12 protein-coding genes are annotated in these 18864 nt (G+C 66.7%); 6 read left to right on the top strand and 6 right to left on the bottom strand.

All coding sequences use genetic code 11. The features are described 5' to 3' along the window. Positions 1–151: 151 nt before the first annotated feature. A complete protein-coding gene (locus IIE29_RS07890) occupies positions 152–2383 on the bottom strand; it encodes a HelD family protein (protein ID WP_209324699.1) in 2232 nt (743 codons plus the stop codon). A 107-nt stretch (positions 2384–2490) separates the two neighbouring features. Further along, on the bottom strand, positions 2491–3243 hold the full coding sequence (locus tag IIE29_RS07895; RefSeq protein ID WP_343071843.1) for a spermidine synthase: 753 nt from the start codon (positions 3241–3243) through the stop codon (positions 2491–2493). Positions 3244–3493: 250 nt separating this feature from the next. Between IIE29_RS07895 and IIE29_RS07900 the strand changes: the two genes are divergently transcribed. Both IIE29_RS07900 and IIE29_RS07905 read left to right on the top strand, forming a co-directional pair. Beyond that, positions 3494–4840, top strand: coding sequence for a DUF4192 family protein (locus IIE29_RS07900; RefSeq protein ID WP_209324701.1), 1347 nt, complete (start codon positions 3494–3496; stop codon positions 4838–4840). Positions 4841–5079: 239 nt separating this feature from the next. Next, positions 5080–6570: an RNA polymerase sigma factor gene (locus IIE29_RS07905; protein WP_209324702.1), complete on the top strand. Its 1491-nt coding sequence runs from the start codon at positions 5080–5082 to the stop codon at positions 6568–6570. 214 nt (positions 6571–6784) lie between these two features. Here IIE29_RS07905 and IIE29_RS07910 read toward each other — a convergent pair whose 3' ends face one another. Then, positions 6785–7642, bottom strand: coding sequence for an N-acetylmuramoyl-L-alanine amidase (locus tag IIE29_RS07910; RefSeq protein WP_209324703.1), 858 nt, complete (start codon positions 7640–7642; stop codon positions 6785–6787). A 127-nt stretch (positions 7643–7769) separates the two neighbouring features. On the opposite strand from IIE29_RS07910, the gene IIE29_RS07915 reads away from it, so the two are divergent. Next, positions 7770–9881: a DNA gyrase/topoisomerase IV subunit B gene (locus IIE29_RS07915; RefSeq protein ID WP_209324704.1), complete on the top strand. Its 2112-nt coding sequence runs from the start codon at positions 7770–7772 to the stop codon at positions 9879–9881. A gap of 63 nt (positions 9882–9944) precedes the next feature. On the opposite strand, the gene IIE29_RS07920 is transcribed toward IIE29_RS07915, so the two are convergent. Next, a complete protein-coding gene (locus IIE29_RS07920; protein ID WP_209324705.1) occupies positions 9945–10838 on the bottom strand; it encodes a M56 family metallopeptidase in 894 nt (297 codons plus the stop codon). 18 nt (positions 10839–10856) lie between these two features. Beyond that, a complete protein-coding gene (locus IIE29_RS07925; protein ID WP_209324706.1) occupies positions 10857–11219 on the bottom strand; it encodes a BlaI/MecI/CopY family transcriptional regulator in 363 nt (120 codons plus the stop codon). Between the two features lie 244 nt (positions 11220–11463). Between IIE29_RS07925 and IIE29_RS07930 the strand changes: the two genes are divergently transcribed. The 3 genes from IIE29_RS07930 to cydC are packed head-to-tail and all read left to right on the top strand — an operon-like array spanning position 11464 to position 17615. Then, a complete protein-coding gene (locus IIE29_RS07930) occupies positions 11464–13029 on the top strand; it encodes a cytochrome ubiquinol oxidase subunit I (protein ID WP_209324919.1) in 1566 nt (521 codons plus the stop codon). A 12-nt stretch (positions 13030–13041) separates the two neighbouring features. Further along, positions 13042–14064: a cytochrome d ubiquinol oxidase subunit II gene (gene cydB, locus IIE29_RS07935; protein ID WP_209324707.1), complete on the top strand. Its 1023-nt coding sequence runs from the start codon at positions 13042–13044 to the stop codon at positions 14062–14064. Beyond that, a complete protein-coding gene (gene cydC / locus IIE29_RS07940) occupies positions 14061–17615 on the top strand; it encodes a thiol reductant ABC exporter subunit CydC (RefSeq protein ID WP_209324708.1) in 3555 nt (1184 codons plus the stop codon). The genes cydB and cydC overlap by 4 nt, the downstream gene beginning before the upstream one ends. Here cydC and sepH read toward each other — a convergent pair. Further along, positions 17590–18717, bottom strand: coding sequence for a septation protein SepH (gene sepH / locus IIE29_RS07945; RefSeq protein WP_209324709.1), 1128 nt, complete (start codon positions 18715–18717; stop codon positions 17590–17592). The two genes, cydC and sepH, sit on opposite strands and share 26 nt — an antisense overlap. Between the last annotated feature and the right edge of the window lie 147 nt (positions 18718–18864).

An 18864-nucleotide genomic window follows, 5' to 3' on the forward strand; every position in this document is an offset into this window, starting at 1 on the left:
CAGAAATCTTCCCTGCGAGTGCCTCGGCACCCGAATAGTTGTGTAGTATTGAGAGTGCGCGCTACGGCGCGCGGCCGCTTGCGGTTCGGAGGGGAAGCCGAACCCAAGCGGCCTTCTACTTTTCGGGTTGATGATCAACTGGTTTTCCGGCTCAGCCGGCGCGGCGGTCGGCCTCGGGGGAGAACAGCTCGCTGAGCTCGGTGCGCGCGGAGGCGAGGATGCGCAGCCGCTCCGTGGTCCGGGTCAGAGCCACATAGAGACCGCCGACTCCCGCTTCGCTGCCGACCGGGGCGATGCGGCCGGGCTCGACGATGATCACCGAATCGAATTCGAGGCCTTTGGCCTGCTGCGGGGTGATGAGGGCGATCTGGTGGTCGAGCCCGCTGACCGCGCGGCCGAAGTCGAAGCCGGCGAGCACCTCGGCGATGGGCTCGATGAGGCTCTCATCAGCGATCACGGCGATCTTTCCGCCCTCGGCCGCCGCGCTCTCCGCAGCGATCGCCTCGGCGAGTGCGCTGAGCGTTTCGGATTCGGACGCGAAGGTGTCCAGCTGCGGGTCGGCGCCGCCCTGACGCACCGATTCGACGAGTTCGAGCTGTGGGAAATGACGGTGCAGGTACCGATTCGCCAGATCCATCACCGACTGCGGTGTGCGATAGGACACGGTGAGCACCTGCAGGGCGAAACGGTCGCCGACGAATTCGGAGAGGATCGACGACCAGGTTCGAGCATTGTCGACCTGCGAGGACTGGGCGAGGTCGCCGACGACGGTCGCCGACTTCGACGGGACGCGGCGGAACAGCGCGCGCCACTGCATGGGGGAGAGCTCCTGGGCCTCGTCGACGACGAGGTGGCCGTACGTCCACTCCCGGTCCTCGACAGCGCGTTCGGCCAGGGTCGTCGCCGGTCCTTCCTCCTCCCACCGGGCCGCGAGCATCTCAGCGGACACCATGCCGCCGGTCTCGGTCATGTCGACCACGGCCTCGGCGTATTCGCGGGCAGAGTCGTCCCGTGCCTGCGTCGGCTGCGGGCTGGTGCCGAGCAGCTCGGCGAGCTCGTCGAGCAGAGGCACGTCCTCGACCGTGAATTCCTCGCGCCGATGCTCGAGCAGGGTCGCCTGCTCGGTGGGGCTGAGCAGATCGCCGGCGGCGGCACGCAGCTTGTGCGGCTTGCCGAGCAGGGCCCGCAGGGCACCGCCGGGGCCGATGGGGAACCAAGCGAGGTTGAGGGCACGGCGAACGTCGATGCTCGACCGCAGCTCTTCGAGCAGCTCCGGCAGGCGTTCACCCGCGGCATCCAGACCCATCTCGCGGGCGAGGTCTTCGGCGAGGATCTTCAGCAGCCCGGTCACGAAGCCGCTGCGCGCGGCGTTGTGGGCATCGCCGCTGCGACGGGCCCGATCGCGGGCGCTGCGGACGTCTTTCCGGCGCAGCACGATCGTGTGAGATCCGACGCGCAGCTCCTCGTCGCGCTCCGGCACCCGCTGATAGTTCGCGATGTGGTTCTTCAGGACCTCGGCCATGACCGAGCGTCCCTTGATCCTCGCCACGGCCGGAGCATCGGAGGCGTCCGTGTCGAGCCCGGGATAGAGCTGACCGGGGGTGAGGAGGACGGCACCGGTCTCACCGAGGCTGGGCAGCACCTTCTCGATGTACTTGAGGAACACAGTCGACGGTCCCACGAGCAGGACACCGGACTTCGCGATCCGTTCGCGGTGGCGATAGAGGAGGAAGGCGGCCCGGTGCAGGGCGACAGCGGTCTTGCCGGTGCCCGGCCCTCCCTGGACGACGAGCACGCCGGAGAGCGGGCGCCGGATGATCGCGTCCTGCTCGGACTGGATGGTGGCGACGATATCGCCCATCCGGCCGGTGCGGTGGCTGGTGAGAGCGGCGAGAAGTGCTCCCTCGCCCTGCAGATTCGAACGCTGCGCATCGTCGAGGGCGTCGATGTCGAGCACGTCGTCTTCGATGCCGGTGACCTTCCGGTTGCCGGTCACGAGGTGGCGACGACGGGCGACGCCGTCCGGGTTGGCTGCCGTCGACTGATAGAAGCGCTCCGCGGCCGGTGCGCGCCAATCGATGAGGATCTGCTGGCGCTCGGCGTCGGTGAGACCGATCCGGCCGATATAGGTGGGGTCGTCCTCATCGACGAGGTCGAGGCGACCGAAGCACAGCCCCTCCTCGGCACTGTCGAGGCGGATGAGCTGATCTTCGTACAGCGTCGCGAAGGCGTCGCGTTCGGTGCGATGCTGGTGGTTGCCTCCGACCTCGGAGATCCTCACCGTTCCCAGGCGGGCTGTCGTCTCCTCCCGCAGCTCATCGAGTCGGGCGTAGAGTTCGTCGAGCTTGGCCTGCTCGACGCGAATTTCTGAAGTTTCCGTCATCTCACCTTCTTGGGTCGGCATTCAATTATGCCGAACTTTCGTCGGTGACTGTAGTCGGGACGTCATTTCGCCTCGGGGCGTTTCTCACATCGGAGTCTCCGCTCGGCTCACAGCCCGAGGCGGGAGCGCAGTCCTCGCCCGCTGAGGAATGTCGCCGCACTGGCGGCGGTGCGAAGACTGCGGTCGAGACCGGCCGTGTCCAGCGGAGTGTTCGAAGCCAGTACGACGACGTTGCCGTGCCTGCGGCCTTTGAGGATCGCCGGTTCGGTGGCCGCGGCGAGATGCGCGAAATGCTCTCCGAGCGCGCCGAGCTCCGCTCTGAGGACCCGGTGGTCCCCGGCATCGGGAACATTGGCGACGTAGAGTCCGGAATCCTTGAGCACATCGGCGCAGGCGGCGAAGAACTCTCCCGTCTGCAGAGCCGCCGGCACACAGTCGTGGTCGAAGGCGTCGCGGACGAGGACGTCGAGGGCATCGGTTCTGAAACTCCCGATCTCCACGGCTCCGTCACCGGCGCGCAGGGCCAGAGCGGGGGAGCTGGGCAGGTCGAACCACCGACGGGCGAAGTCGAGCAGGGCGGCATCGATGTCGATCGCCGTCTGCTTCGATCCCGGGCGTGCGGCATCGAGGGCTCGGGCCAGCGCACAGCCGGCCGCACCGATGTGCACGGCCCGCAGCGTCCGCTCGGGGAATGTGACGTCGATGGCACGACGCATCCAGTCGAGGTATTCGAAATCCAGGCGCTGCGGGTCGCTCAGCGTGATCGAGGACGAAGGGACCCCGTTGACATGGAGGACGTAGGAGTCGAGCTCGCCGTCGAGCTTCTCCAGCCGCGCGGTTCCCGTCGATATGTCGACCACTTGCGAGCCAGGTGCTGTGTATATCCGTCTCTTCGCCACCCCTCACTTCTATGCCAGTCAGACGCTCGTGGCAATTCGGGCCGGATCCTCGTGGGGACAGCGACGGCGACTCGACCGCCGCCGGCCTGTGGATCGAATTCCGATGTCCACAGGGCGTCGGACGCACGTGGTCGCATGACTGCGGGATCGGATTCAGTGGAAGCTCGACCGCAGCGTCGCGGCCCTGCAGCATTCGAGACGAGGAGAACCCATGCGAACACCGGCCCGCTCACCCGAGGACATCATCGGCATCATCCCCCACACCCTGGGCTATACGCCGCGCAACAGCCTCGTGGCCCTCATCGTCGGCTCCGAGGCCGATGGGACCCAGAGCTGTGCGACGACCCTGCGCACCGACTTCACGCGGGAGACCGCTGCCCAGATCATCGCCGAAGGCGGGGACGGGTACGTCGATCTCGTGTCTCGAGTCTGCACCGTCACCGGCGTCTTCCTCATCCTCTACGACGAGGACTATCAGCCGATCGATGCGCCGGGCCCCGAGGGAATCGATCCTCTCGCCTCCGAGCCGATCGGCTCGCTCACTGGCGCGGCAGCCGAGGACGCAGACGCCGAGGCGACTGCCCGCAGCGATGCCGAGTCAGCAGGCGACAGCAGTGCTGAAGCGGTGGGTGTCGACGCCGAGGTGGGAGACGACGACGCCGAGGTGGGAGACGACTCGGACGACGAATACGCCGAGGTCCATCGGGGGCTCGTCCGCGCTGCGATCGACGAACTCGCCGAGTCGTTCGCTGCCGGAGGCATCGATACCCTCAGCGCCTGGTGGGTCAGCCGCGATCGGTTCGGACGCATCGACGACGGGGGATACGACAGCACACCATTGATCGCGGCGACCACCTCGGTGTGCGCCACCGAACTCGTGGCCGGGGGATCCAATCCGGCCGAAGACCCGGAGGAGCTGGTCATCGCCCCGATGACGGCAGAGGCCTTCGCCCACAGTCGCAAGGGCCGGACGGACGAATGGATGGACATGGACGAGGCCTTCTCCATCCTCGCCGACGTCTACCCTCGTCTGGAGGCGATGCGCGGTGATGATGAGCCCTTCGACGAGGGGCGTCTGCACGGGCTCATGGACCTGCCGACGGTGATGGCGCTCGACGCTCTGCTGGCCGAGAAATGGTCCCGCGATGCCCTCGAGATGATCCTGAGCTTCGACCACCCCGACTTCCCGCCCGCGCTGCTCACCGGATTCGACGGCCGGAGGCTGTGCGAACTGTCGCGTCGTGTCGGTTCCCGTCCCGACGCTGCACGGAAACTCGTGGGACTCTCCCCGCGCTCGCCGCAGCCGCGGGACGTCATGCTGTCCATCGCCTTCCTCAAGACGTACCTGCCGTTGGGACATCCGGACGTGCGTGCCACCGCCTATGCCGTCATCGCCTGGTTCGAATGGGCGCTGGGCGGCTCGACGATGGCCGAGATCTACGCGCTCGCCGCGCTTGAACTCGACCCGGAACACGGGCTCGCGCGGCTGATCGCGCACGCCGTGGCCTCTGGCTTCCTGCCGCGCTGGCTGGCGGACACCGAACGCACACGTTTCTGACCGCTTCGAATCCGTCCCCGGAAGCCGGCGGGCGGTGCGGGCAGCGTTGTCCATGCCGGATCGCTTGCGGGCACCACTGCCCAGGCCGGCAGAGCCGCTCGCGCGCGCGAGGACGATTCGCAAACCCGGGAATAACATGCGAAAATTAAGCGTTGACCCAGTCATTGCAGGATGGGCGAGCTATGCGTTCGCCCCGGACCGTACACGGCCCACTTGACTTGGGTCTTAGTACTGTCCGAATGCATGGGGAAGTTTCAACGCTCGCGAAAGGTGAACACGTGCCGAGAGTCGACAAGGAATCCACAACGGTGACGGAGAAGTCGGAGGGAACGGCCGGCACGACCTCGACCGGTGGAACCAAGACCGCTGCGGCGTCGAAATCCACTGCGAAGAAGACGACGAAGGCGTCGGGCACTGCCGGGACCAAGAAGGCAGCGTCCACGAAGTCGGCGACGACCAAGTCGGCTGCCGCGAAGACCCAGACGGCTGCGTCGAAGAAGACCACGGCCGCGAAGAAGACGACCGCGGCGAAGTCCGCAGCAGCGAAGGCCGAGCCGAAGGCCGCCACGACGAAGCCGACCGCCGCCAAGGAAGCGAAGAAGACGGCAAAGACGAAGAAGACCGTCGAGGATATCGACACCACTGAAGAGGTCGAACCCGCGGCAGACGCTCTGGCGACCGAGGAGAGTCCCGCCGAATCGACCGAGACGAAGAACTCCGAGGAGAAGGAGAAGAACGCCGCCGTCGCAGAGGCAGGCGGATTCATCGTCTCCGACGCCGATGAGGAAGACGCTCCTGCCCAGCAGGTCATCTCCGCCGGCGCCACGGCCGATCCGGTCAAGGACTACCTCAAGCAGATCGGAAAGGTGGCCCTCCTCAACGCGGCAGAGGAGGTCGACCTGGCCAAGCGCATCGAGGCCGGCATGTACGCCGAGCACCTCCTCGACGCCGGTGAGGTCACCGATCCGCGGGAGACCATGGACTACAAGTGGATCATCCACGACGGCCGGATCGCGAAGAACCACCTGCTCGAAGCCAACCTCCGTCTCGTCGTCTCTCTGGCCAAGCGTTACACGGGCCGCGGAATGCTCTTCCTCGATCTCATCCAGGAAGGCAACCTCGGCCTCATCCGCGCCGTCGAGAAGTTCGACTACACGAAGGGCTTCAAGTTCTCGACCTACGCGACCTGGTGGATCCGTCAGGCCATCACCCGCGCCATGGCGGACCAGGCTCGCACCATCCGCATTCCCGTGCACATGGTCGAAGTCATCAACAAACTCGCCCGTGTGCAGCGGCAGATGCTGCAGGACCTCGGTCGGGAACCGACCCCGGAAGAGCTCGCGAAGGAACTCGACATGACTCCCGAGCGTGTCGTCGAGGTGCAGAAGTACGGACGTGAGCCGATTTCGCTGCACACCCCGTTGGGTGAGGACGGCGATTCGGAGTTCGGCGACCTCATCGAGGACTCCGAGGCGGTTGTGCCCTCGGATTCGGTCAGCTTCACCCTGCTGCAGGAACAGCTGCACTCGGTCCTCGACACGCTCTCGGAGCGTGAGGCGGGCGTGGTGTCGATGCGCTTCGGTCTCAACGACGGTCAGCCGAAGACCCTTGACGAGATCGGCAAGGTCTACGGTGTGACCCGTGAGCGCATCCGTCAGATAGAGTCGAAGACCATGGCGAAGCTGCGTCATCCGTCGCGATCACAGGTGCTGCGCGACTACCTCGACTGATCGCCGAGCGCAGTGATCGAGGAGCGGCGTCCAGGCCAGGACGCCGCTCCTCGCGAATGGGCATCGGCATCGAGTGCTTCGGTCAGGAACCGATTGTCTGTGGCCGCACCGACCGGTGCGGCCACACTCATTTCCTCAGCTCCTCGGCGCAGTCAGCCAGCTCATCGTCGCGCTCAGCGAAGCCCTTCGAAGCCGCCGGTGCCAGGCGAAGCTGTCAGTACCAGTCGACGATGCCCTGGAACAGGGCATCCGCGTACTTCGCCCGGCCGGTTTTCGACTCCATGAGCTTCGCCTCTGTGGGATTGCGCATCTCTCCGCACTCCACGATGACGGCCGGCACGGACGCATTGTTCAAGCCTGCCAGGTCGGGCCGTCGACTGATCGCGTCCTTCCCGTAGGCACTGTTCGGGCTGAACGATTCGCCCATCGAGTGCCCCAGCGACTTCGCCAGGGTCGTCGAGGCCCTCTCCGTCTTCTCGTCCGCACCGGGATCAGCGACGATGAGGTGGAAGCCCTTCGGCGAACTCGACTCGCTGCCGTTGGCGTGGATGCTCACGAGCATATCGGCCCCATCGGCGAACGTGCCCCGCTCGTCCACGCAGGGTCCGACGCTCGTGTTGTCCTTCCGACTGAGCACGACTTTCGCCCCGGCGGCTTCGAGGGACTCGCGCAGGCGCGAACCCACGTCCCAGGTGAAATCCGCCTCGGGATAGTCCGAGTCCGTCGACGTGCCCGTCGTGTTGCAGTCCTTCGTGCCGCCCCGACCGTCGGGCACCTGGCGGGTGATCTCCGAGGGATGCGATGCATTGCCGCCGTTGTGGCCGGGATCGATCGCGATGGTCTTCCCCTCCAGATCGAACTCGCCGGGATCGCTCGCCGAGGCAGTATCGTCCCTGCCGTCTGCGGTCTTCCCGGCCTGGCCGCTCTCCGTCTTCGCCTTCGAGGTGGTTCGTTCGGAGGCCTGTGTCGTCGCGGACGCCGAGCCGGACGAACCCTGGTCGCATGCGGCGAGTCCGGGCAGGAGGAGCACTGCGGTGAGCAGAAGGCTCGGGGCGAGAAGGCGTTGGGTCATGATCCCCATTGTTCCAGCAGAACCGACCCGTCCGTCGAATGCGAGCGAAACTCGGTTCGACACGACCCGCCGGGAATAGGGTCCGCGTCGTCGAACGATTAGAATTTAATCGAACGAGAGGAAATGTGTGGAAGACGAAAGCTACGGCGCCAGGCACCTGTCCGTCCTGTCCGGACTCGAGGCCGTGCGCAAACGCCCCGGCATGTACATCGGCACGACGGATTCCCGCGGTCTCATGCACTGTCTGTGGGAAGTCATCGACAACTCCGTCGACGAGGCTCTGGGCGGTCACGGATCCGAGATCCTCATCGAGCTCGCTGCCGACGGCTCGGTGGCGGTCACCGACAGGGGACGCGGCATCCCCGTCGACATCGAACCGAAGACCGGTCTGAGCGGAGTCGAGGTCGTGATGACCAAGCTCCATGCCGGAGGCAAGTTCGGCGGTTCCTCCTATGCTGCCTCGGGCGGCCTGCACGGTGTCGGCGCTTCCGTCGTCAACGCGCTGTCCGCGCGCCTCGACGTCGAGGTCACCCGCGGGTCCAAAGTGCACAAGATGTCCTTCCACCGCGGCGTGCCCGGCCGCTTCGACGACTCCTCGGGCACTCCGAGCCCGGACAACCCCTTCGAGGCATTCCAGGAGCCGACCGGCCTCGACATCGTCGGCAAGTCCAAGCGCGGTGTGACCGGCACTCGCGTGCAGTACTGGGCCGATCCGCAGATCTTCCTGGCCAAGGCCCAGTTCGACTACCAGCACCTCATCGAACGCGCCCGCCAGACGGCGTTCCTCGTTCCCGGCCTCGAACTGCGCATCGTCGACCGGCGCGGAGTCGCCCGCGACGAGACCGGCGCCGTCATCGCCGAACGCGAAGAGGTCTTCAAATTCGACGGCGGCATCACCGAGTTCGTCGATCACCTCTCCATCGACCCGCCCATCACCGACACCTGGCGGCTGCACAGCACCGGCACTTTCAAAGAGACCGTGCCCGTGCTCAACTCCTCGGGCCACCTCGAGTCCAAGGAAGTCGAGCGCGAGGTCGGCGTCGACATCGCTCTGCGCTGGGGGACCGGATACGACACGAAGCTCAAATCCTTCGTCAATGTCGTCGCGACACCGCAGGGCGGCACCCACCTCGCCGGGTTCGAACAGGCCTGCCTCAAGTCGATGCGCAAGGCCGTCGACGCCAATGCACGCAAGCTCAAGGTCGGCAAGGACAAGCTCGAGAAGGACGATGTCCTGGCCGGTCTCACCGCGGTAGTCACCGTGCAGCTGGCCGAGCCGCAGTTCGAGGGGCAGACCAAAGAGGTGCTGGGCACGGCGGCGGTGCGACAGATCGTTGCAAAGACCGTCGAAAGCCAGCTCGGCGCCGTGCTGGCTTCGACCAAACGTGCCGAGAAGCAGCAGGCCGCAGTCCTCATGGAGAAGGTCGTGGCCGAGATGAAGTCCCGCATCTCCGCGCGCACCCACAAGGAGAACCAGCGGCGGAAGACCGCGCTGGAGGCCTCCTCCCTGCCGGCGAAGCTCTATGACTGCCGCGACAACGGGGTGGAGAACACGGAGCTGTTCATCGTCGAGGGGGACTCGGCGATGGGAACGGCCAAAGCGGCCCGCAATTCCGACCACCAGGCGCTGTTCCCGATCCGCGGGAAGATCCTCAACGTCCAGAAGGCGGCGCTGGCCGATATGCTCGCCAACGTCGAATGCTCGGCGCTCATACAGGTCATCGGGGCCGGCTCCGGACGCAGCTTCGACACCGAATCCGCTCGGTACGGACGTGTGATCATCATGACCGATGCCGATGTCGACGGTGCGCACATCCGCACCCTGCTGCTCACGCTCTTCTTCCGCTATATGAAGCCGCTGGTCGAGGAGGGCCGGGTCTACGCCGCGGTGCCGCCGCTGCACCGAGTCGAAGTGGTGACGAAGCGCGGGACGCCGAACGAGATCATCTACACCTACTCCGAGGCGGAACTGCATACGCTGCTGAAGAAGCTGGAGAAGCAGAAGAAGACCTACAAAGAGCCGATCCAGCGCTACAAGGGGCTCGGAGAGATGGACGCCGACCAGCTGGCCGAGACGACCATGGATCCGAGTATGCGCACTCTGCGGAGAGTGACGATGGCCGACGCCGAGGCGGCGGAGAACACCTTCGAACTCCTCATGGGGGCATCGGTGGGCCCGCGCAGGGAATTCATCGTCTCCGGTGCCGCAGTCCTCGACGCCGAGCGAATCGACAGCTGACCAAACGCCGGGCCGATCCTGCGCATCGACCCGGCAGGTTCGCCCGGGTGCTGAGCGTCGGGATCAGATTCCGAAGGCTGCGGGGGCGAAGATCAGCAGAGTCGGCACGAGCAGCAGCAGGGCGGCCGCACCGATCGACATCAGGCGCACCGGGACACGAGTCGTATCCAAGGGCTGCCCCAGACGACGGATGCGCAGGACCGAGAGATCGCTGCGATGCTCGGGGCTGATGGCTGCCGCCGAGCGCACGGCATGGGCCAGAATCTGCGGGTCCACGCGCTCCCGGGCCTGATCGTCGGCCATGAGCTCGATGAGCCGGTTGACCGAGTTCAGCCCGATCGCCGTGGCGGAGAAGTAGGGCAGGGCCCGGTGCCACGCGGCGAAGGGGATGACGAGCACGTCGTGGCGGAAGTCGAGGTGCGCCCGTTCGTGAGCGATCACCGCTGTGCGCTGCTTCTCGTCGAGGGCCTTGATCAGCCCCGTCGACAGGACCGCGGTGCCCTTCCTGGGTCCCTTCGGCAGACAGTAGGCGACCACCTCATCGGTGGTGATGATGCGGGTGTCGGGATAGGTGGCCGAAGGCTCACTGAGCAGGTGGAGGATCTCGTCGTGACGCAGACGGGTCTTGCGCGCCGAATAGAAGGTCAGAGCGAGACAGCCGAGCAGCCGGCCGATGAGCAGAAGAGCGATGACGAGGAAGATCCACGCCATGAGCGAGAGCTCCGCATGGGACTGTCCGCGCAGCAGCGCCAGGATCCCCTGGGGCAGACTCGTCGACCCCGGGGCGACGGCGAAAGCGAGCGCGGCGCCGATGAGAGAGAGGCCGCCGGAGAGACCGACGGCCTGCCACAGGACGACCTCGGAGACCGGATCGCCGCGAAAGCGCGCGAGCGCCGCTGGAATCGGCCATGCGAGCAGAAAAGCGAGCACAGCCAGGATCGACCCCACGATGGTCATGGAAGTGACCGATCTGGGTCAGGACTGGGTGGAGTGATTGCGTCCGAGCAGACTGCGCAGCGCCTTGGTGTCGGCTTCGGTGACGGTGCCGAGGAAGCGCGCGAGGACGGCCTGACGGTCCGGGGCCTGCGAGAGCATCTCCGTCATCAGCTCTGCGACGTGATCCTCACGAGTCGACACCGCGAGATAGTGGTGCGGTCGGATGCTGCGATCGCGGGTGACGAAGCCCTTCTTCTCCAGCCGGGACAGGACAGTGTGCACCGTCGTCAGCGCGAGTTCCCGGTCGGCGAGGACCTCACGGAGTTCGGCGGCGCTCAGCCCGTCGTCATGCACCCAGATGGCGTCCATGACGCTGCGTTCGAGTTCACCCAGTGTTCCCACAGTTCGTAAGCCCCACAGTCAGTTGTCGGTCGATTGCCTCGAGTATATCTCTACAGACTGTCGAATTCCAGGCGGCCGAGCTGTGTGCCGCCCGTGAGTCGAGTCTGTTCGCGGTCGGTGGACGGGGAGCGCACTTGGTATCGGACGTCTTGGATGGTGAAACGACTGCGACACTGCTTCTACCCAATGTAGAATTCTACGAGACGTAGAAATACTGCCGAGCTCGAACGGAGAGCCCATGGATCTGGACCCAGTTCTCATCGGACGGTGGCAATTCGGAATCACCACCGTGTACCACTTCTGGATGGTGCCGCTGACCCTGGGACTCGGGATGCTCGTCGCGATCCTGCAGACGATCTATCACCGCACTGGCAACGAGGTCTACCTGAGGAGCACGAAGTTCTTCGGCAAGCTCTTCCTCATCAACTTCATCATGGGCGTGGCCACCGGCCTCGTCCAGGAGTTCCAGTTCGGTATGGCCTGGAGCGAATACTCCCGCTTCGTCGGCGACGTCTTCGGCGCGCCCCTGGCGCTCGAGGCTCTCCTCGCGTTCTTCCTCGAATCGACGTTCCTCGGTCTGTGGATCTTCGGCTGGGGTCGGCTGCACCGAGCGGTCCACCTCGGTGCGCTGTGGTGCGCGGTCATCGGATCGTGGATCTCCGCCTACTTCATCATCGTGGCCAACTCCTGGATGCAGCATCCGGTCGGCGTCGAACTGGTCGACGGGCGTCCGGTGATGACCGATGTCTGGGCGGTGCTGGGCAACAACACGGCCATCGCCGCCTACACGCACACCCTGTTCGGCGCGCTGGCGGTCGGCGGCTCCTTCCTGCTCGGCATCTCCTGGTACCACCTCTACCACCGGCGCAAGGACGGCATCGACACTGTCGGCGCAGACGGCACGGTCGTCGTCGGGTCCTCCTCCGAGCTGCCCGGCCGTGACGAGACCGACCACCGGGTGTGGATCAACTCCCTGCGCATCGGCGCCGTCGTGGGCATCATCGCCTTCGCGGGAGTGTCCATCACCGGCGACATCCAAGCCAAACTCATGTTCGAACAGCAGCCCATGAAGATGGCCTCCGCCGAAGCGGCCTGTCACGACGGGACCGAATTCTCGGTCCTCACGGTCGCCGACCCGTCCTCGAACGACTGCGACGGGGTGCAGAACATCTTCGAGATCCCCGGGCTGCTGTCCTTCTTGGCCAAGGGCGATTTCTCCACGCCCGTGCACGGAGTCACGACCCTCCTGCCCGAATACCAGGACAAGTACGGCACCCACATCCCCGACGACCCGCGATACGGCGACCACGCCGGCGAACCGATCGACTACCAGCCGATCATGATCGTCACCTACTGGGGCTTCCGGATGATGATCGGCTTCGGCATCCTCGCCGCCGGAGTGTGCGCGATCGGACTGTGGCTGTCGCGCAGGGGCACGGTCCCCGATTCGAAATGGCTCAGCCGCGGGTTCCTCCTGGCCATCACGGCGCCTTTCATCGCGAACTCGGCGGGCTGGATCTTCACGGAGATGGGACGCCAGCCCTTCGTCGTGGCCCCGAACCCGGCGCAGCTCGACGGGGTGTACATGTACACTCAGGCGGCCCTCTCACCTGAGGTGACCCCGGGCATGCTGCTGTTCTCACTGATCAGCCTGACGGCTGTCTACGGGGTGCTCATGGCAGTCGAACTGCGCCTGCTCACCACCTACGTCAAGGGTGGAGTCGCCTCGGCGATGCCGGAGCTCGCCTCCTCCTCGACCAAACCGACGATCACCGACGACGGCGACGATGTGCTGTCGTTCGCCTACTGAGGAGAGTCACCTATGGAAATCCTCGCCACGATCTGGTTCATCCTCATCGTCGTGCTGTGGACGGGATACCTGTTCCTCGACGGCTTCGACCTCGGGGTGGGCATGATGCTTCCCTTCCTCACGCGCGGCGAACGCGGCAAACGCGTGCTGCTCAACACCATCGGACCGGTCTGGGACGGCAATGAGGTCTGGCTGATCACGGCCGCCGGAGCGATGTTCGCGGCGTTCCCGCACTGGTACGCCTCGCTCTTCTCCGCCCTCTACATCCCGCTGACCCTGTGCCTGCTGAGCCTGATCTTCCGCGCCGTGTCGATCGAGTACCGCGGCAAGGGGCACACACCGGCCTGGAGGTCGTTCTGGACCTGGGCGATGGCCGTCGGTTCGGCGGGCACCGCGTTCTGCATCGGTGCGTTGCTCGTGATCACGACCACCGGTCTGCCTCTCAACGGCCATGGGGACATCGTCGGGGGAGCGTTCGCCTGGATGTCCTGGCCGGTGCTGCTGGGAGGGCTCGGCGGCCTCGGGTTCGCGTTCGTCCATGGCCTCGTCTTCCTCGGTCTCAAGACCCAGGGCGACATCCGGGCCCGGGTCCAGCGGTGGGCCGCACGGGCCATGCTGCCGGCCGCGGTGCCGTTCCTCATCTGGTTCGCGCTCTCGATCACCCACCGCGCCTGGCTCGCGATCCCCGTTCTCGTCGGAATCATCTCGCTCATCGCCGCCGTCGTCGCGGTGCGCGCCGGCGCCGAGAAGCGGGCCTTCGTCCTCCACGGGATCCACCTCGTGGCCGGATTCGGTGCGGTGTTCGCCGGAGCCTATCCGAACGTGCTGCCGTCGACCCTGGATCCGGCGAATTCGCTGACGATCGCCACAGCTTCGTCCTCGGACTACACTCTGACCGTGATGCTCATCGTCACAGTGATCATCCTCCCGGTCATCATCGGCTATCAGATCTTCAGCTACCGCATGTTCCTGGGCCGCATCGCCGAGACCCACATCCCCGAGGCACACCGCGTGCCGGTGGCGATCCGGTCGTGAGCTCGCCCCTGTCGATCCTGCTCGAACTGCCGTCCGGGCGACGGGGGCTGGCTCTCTCGGTGTCCGGTGCTCTGGCCCGGGCGGTGGGAGTCGTGCTCGTCGCCGAGGCTCTCGTGCGGGCACTCGTCGGTCACAGCGCACCGGGCCTGTGGCTCGTCCTCGTGATCCTCGGCGCCGGTCTGCGCGGCGGCGGGCTGTGGATCGACCGCCGTCTCGGCACAGCCTTGGCAGCCGAGTCGAAACGGGGCCTGCGGGCGGCGATCCTGTCTGCGCTGCTGCGCGGCCGCGGCCGTCCGAGGACCGCCGCGGCCGTGACGGTCACCCGCGGCATCGATGATCTCGACGACTACTTCACCACGGTCGTCCCGGCGCTCAGCGCTGCGGCCGTGGTGCCGGTGGTCCTGCTCGTGCGGATCGTCTTCAGCGACGTGCTCTCAGCCGTCATCATCGCTCTCTGTCTGCCGCTGGTCCCGCTGTTCATGGTCCTCATCGGCCGGTACACGGCCGAATCGACGACGCGGACGATCACGGCACTGGAGAAGCTGTCCGATCACCTGGCCGAACTCGCCGAAGGACTGCCGGTGCTCATCGGCCTCGGCCGCTCGCGGGACCACGCTCGCCGCCTGCGCGAACTGGGGGAGCGCTACCACCACGCGAACCTCGCGACCCTGCGCATCGCCTTCCTCTCCAGCCTCGCCCTCGAGCTCATCGCCACGATCTCGGTCGCTCTCGTCGCCGTGGTCATCGGCCTGCGCTTGGTCAACGGGACGATGGATCTGAGTTCAGGACTGTTCGTCCTCCTCATCGCGCCCGAGTGCTTCATCCCCCTGCGCGAACTCGGGGCCGGATTCCATGCCAGCGAGAACGGCCGCGAGGCACGAAACCGGGCGCAGAGTCTGCTCACCGAGGCCGCGGCGCCGGTGCCGCCGACGCCGGGCGCACCGGCACCGGCAGAGGCAGGAGAGCAGACGTCCGGCGACTCGGGGGCAGGCTTCGGCCCGGGCGATGCCCGGGAGCGGGACGAGCACGAGGTGATCTACGGCGACGGCACCATCGTCGGCTGGACGGGTGCGATTCCGCCCGGGCCCGGAGTGACCACGATCAGCGGACCCTCGGGCGCCGGCAAGACGACCGTGCTGTCCGCGCTGGTCGGCGGGCTGCCGGCCGATGCCCGCGCGACCATCGCGCCAGTGTCCGCCGCCTATGTGCCGCAGACCCCGCGCATGTTCGCCGCCACCCTCGGCGCCGAACTCGCACTCTTCGGACTCGAGCGACAGCGCAGCCTGGGGGCACTGACGGCGGCCGGGCTGCCGGCCGATCCGTCGACAGCGACCGCAGCCCTGAGCCCCGGTCAGCAGCGCCGACTTGCGCTCGTGCGGGTGCTGCACCGTCTCGGCCAGGGAGCCGATGTACTCGTCCTCGACGAACCCACCGCCCACCTCGACGCGGACAATGCCGATATCGTCATCGCCATGATCGCCGAGGCGGCCGCCTCCCACCGGGTCGTCCTCGCCAGCCACGACGACCGCGTCCGGGCGCTGGCCGAGACGGAGATCCACCCGACGAAGAGTCGGCTGCGGACAGCAGCGGGGGCCGACAGAGCAGGCACCGCTGAGGTGTCGGCCCCGACGGCGGCCCGGTCCGGGGCGGGCGCGGATTCCCCCGATGCGCTCGGTGACCGCGTGGCGGTCGCGGACTCCGTCGACGCGACGGACTCGTTCGGCATGACGGGTTCCGTCGACGCGACGGGTTCCGCAGACGGGGCTGACTCCTTCGACACAACGGGTTCCGCAGACGCGGCGGCGCTGTGGGAGGACGATGCCGAGACCGGTCGCAGAACGGACGCGGGCGCTGCGGCGCTGCGCCGCAGATGGTCGATCCTGCGTTCGAGCCTGCCCCTGTTCAGCCCCGCGATGGCACTCGCCGCACTCACCGCCTGCGCCTCGAGCCTGGCGGCAATCGCGCTCACGGCAGTGTCCGCCTGGCTCATCGTCGAGGCCTCCTACCAGCCGCCGATCATGCTGCTCATGGTCGCGATCGTCGGCGTCCGCTTCTTCGGTCTCAGTCGGTCCGTGCTGCTCTACGTCAGTCGGCTCAAACTCCATTCGGCGATCTTCTCCGCCCTCGCCAGACTGCGGGCGAACCTGTGGGAGCACTTCGAACGCGTGGGCATGAGCGATCGGAAGCTGCTGACCTCGGATACTGCGCTGCGTGCCATGGTCGCCGATGCCGATGATGTGCGCGACCTCGTCCCCCGTACGCTCTTCCCGCCGCTCGTCTCGGGCCTGGTCGTCCTGGGCGTCAGCATCACGGCAGCGCTGCTCGACCTCGGATCGCTGACGTGGTTCCTCCTGCTCGCCGCAGTCAACCTCATCGGGCTGGCCTGCATCGTCGTTCCCGCCGAGAGCAGGCTGGCGCACGGCATCAGGAACGACCGCAGCCGCATCCTCTCGTTGCTGACCCGTGCACTCGATGCCAAGGACGATCTGCACACCAACGCCGCAGATGGCCGGGTGCTCGGCCTGCTGGCGGGTCTGGAACGCAGCCTCGAGGCGAAGCAGGCGGCCTCCGCACGGAACTTCGGGCTCGCCCATCTCTGGCTGCAGCTGAGCACCTCGGCCACAGCCGTGATACTGGCCGTGACCTCCGAGGCACCGACGGAGATCGCTGCGGTCCTCGCGCTCATGGCACTGGGCCTCAACGAGGTGTTCGCCTCGGGGCTCGACGCGTTCCGCCAGCTGCCGGCGCTCGGAGCCGCCCTCGACTGCCTGCCGCCAGCCGATACCGGCGAGGATTCCTCGGCACGGCGGACTTGCACAGAGCCCATCGAGGCGCTCGACCTGGCCTCGATCACCGTGGGCTGGGACGAGACGCCGGTCCTCGAGGGCCTCGATCTGCACGCTGAACGCGGCGGTTGGACCCTGCTCTGCGGCGACAGCGGCACTGGGAAGTCGACGAGCCTGAGTGTTCTGCTCCGGTTCCTCGATCCCTGGGCCGGCAGCTACACCGCCGCCGATTCCCAGGGGGCGGCCTTCGATATGCTCAGCAGTGCGCCGACGGACCTGGTCGGTCGGATCGCCTGGTGTCCGCAGGAGGCCCACATCTTCCGCTCGACCGTCCGCGGCAACCTCTCCCTGGCCCAGTCGACCGTGCCCGGAGACGAAGAGATGATCGATGCCCTGCACGCGGCAGGACTGGCCGAATGGGCCGACGGCGAAGGCCTCGAGAATTGGGTCGGTGATCACGGCTCAGATGTCTCAGGCGGTCAGCGGCAGCGCCTGGCGGTGGCCCGGACGCTGCTGACCGGCGCGGATGTGATCGTCCTCGACGAACCGACGGCGCATCTCGACGACGAGACCGCCGCCCGGCTCATCGACGACCTGCGCAGGAATCTCGTCTCCCGCACAGTGGTCATGGTCACTCACGACCGGCGTCTCATCAGGAGCGAGGACACGGTCGTCGACCTCGGCGCCCAGGCGCCGGCGGTCAGCGGTCCAGCCTCGGCGGCGCCCGGCCTGCGGGAGGTCAGTCCCGCTTGGAGCCGAACATGATCTCGTCCCAGCTCGGGATCGATGCCCGGGAGCTGTTCTTCGACTTCGGCTTCGCTCCCTTCGTCGCAGCCGCGTCCGCGCGCTGATCGGCGTGATCGCTGACACCGGGCTCATTGAGCAGTGAGAGCTGGTTCTCGTCGTCGAAGACGCCGACCTTCTCCGTGGGCTCCTGCGGGTCCTCGTCGGAGGGGACGGCATCTTCGAACGCGAAGACTTCGTCATCGGTCGCCGCCTCGGGCCGACCCGGCGCGGTATGGGCTCCCTGCGGGTGGGTCTCAGGATCTTCGGTCACTGCGCGCAGACGGGTGCGCGGCTCCTCTTCGGCCTCATGATGGCGACGCTTGCGCAGGTTCTCCAGGATGCGGCCGGTTTCGGCCTGGTGATCACGCGCCTGCTGCGAGGGAGCCGAACCGGCAGCCGAAGGTGCCGGGGCATCGGAGGAGACGGGACCGGAGGCGGACTCGGAATGCGGGAACACGTCGACTTCCTCGGTGTTCCTCTGTCGTTCGGCACCGCTGCCGTAGTTCGGGATGGGACCGGTGTCGGTCGGGCCGGAATCGGCGAGCCATTTGGCCTCATCGTCGATCGGGGTCAGCGAGCGCCGGTAGTAATGCCAGCTGGCAGTCCGGATCCGATCGGCGGCAGTGAAGCTGAGCTGAACGTACCAGTTGCCGTCCTGCTGCTTCCAGGAGTCCCATTCCATCGTCTCGATGTCGACATCGCGCATCGCCAGCCGCTCCTGGCAGAGTTCGATGAGGGGCGACGGCTCGCCATTGGGATCGTGATCGGAGTAGATCGGATGGCGGCTGGCGAGATAGGCCATGCGGGAGCGTTCGGCCATGGCCGGGCCCTCGTAGGTGCGCACGTATTCGATGTCGGCGCCGGTGGAGGCCACGACCTCCTCGGCGTCCATGCCGCCGCGGATCATGGCCTGGATGTCCTTGGGACGCACGGGAGTCTCGGACTTGGACTGGGTGCGTTCCTTGCGCACCGCGGCCGAGAGAGCTTCGTCGAGAACGACTCGGTACTGAAGCCCGTTCTCGTCGTTCAACAGCAGATGGGTGCCATCCGCGTTGACTCCGTTCAAGATCAGTTCACGCATGCCATAAGCTCCTTTGTCGCGTCTCTCCTGCATCGTGTCACGTCCGGCGCGTCGAGGCGGGCAGATCTGCCCGCGAGTCGCGAAATCACGGGCCGCTTCGGCCCCTGGGAGGTCCGCTGGGAACCGGACCGAGGGATTATGACGGCG

The organism is Brevibacterium renqingii, assembly GCF_017808095.1.
In the GTDB taxonomy this organism is placed as follows: Bacteria; Actinomycetota; Actinomycetes; order Actinomycetales; family Brevibacteriaceae; genus Brevibacterium; species Brevibacterium renqingii.

What these genes read in the sequence shown, in the direction of transcription:
- cydB (WP_209324707.1), top strand. Translation starts at nt 13,042, where the DNA reads ATGGAAATCCTCGCCACGATCTGGTTCATCCTCATCGTCGTGCTGTGG.
- IIE29_RS07900 (WP_209324701.1), top strand. Translation starts at nt 3,494, where the DNA reads ATGCGAACACCGGCCCGCTCACCCGAGGACATCATCGGCATCATCCCC.
- sepH (WP_209324709.1), bottom strand. Translation starts at nt 18,717, where the DNA reads ATGCGTGAACTGATCTTGAACGGAGTCAACGCGGATGGCACCCATCTG.
- IIE29_RS07920 (WP_209324705.1), bottom strand. Translation starts at nt 10,838, where the DNA reads ATGACCATCGTGGGGTCGATCCTGGCTGTGCTCGCTTTTCTGCTCGCA.
- IIE29_RS07910 (WP_209324703.1), bottom strand. Translation starts at nt 7,642, where the DNA reads ATGACCCAACGCCTTCTCGCCCCGAGCCTTCTGCTCACCGCAGTGCTC.
- IIE29_RS07890 (WP_209324699.1), bottom strand. Translation starts at nt 2,383, where the DNA reads ATGACGGAAACTTCAGAAATTCGCGTCGAGCAGGCCAAGCTCGACGAA.
- IIE29_RS07905 (WP_209324702.1), top strand. Translation starts at nt 5,080, where the DNA reads ATGCATGGGGAAGTTTCAACGCTCGCGAAAGGTGAACACGTGCCGAGA.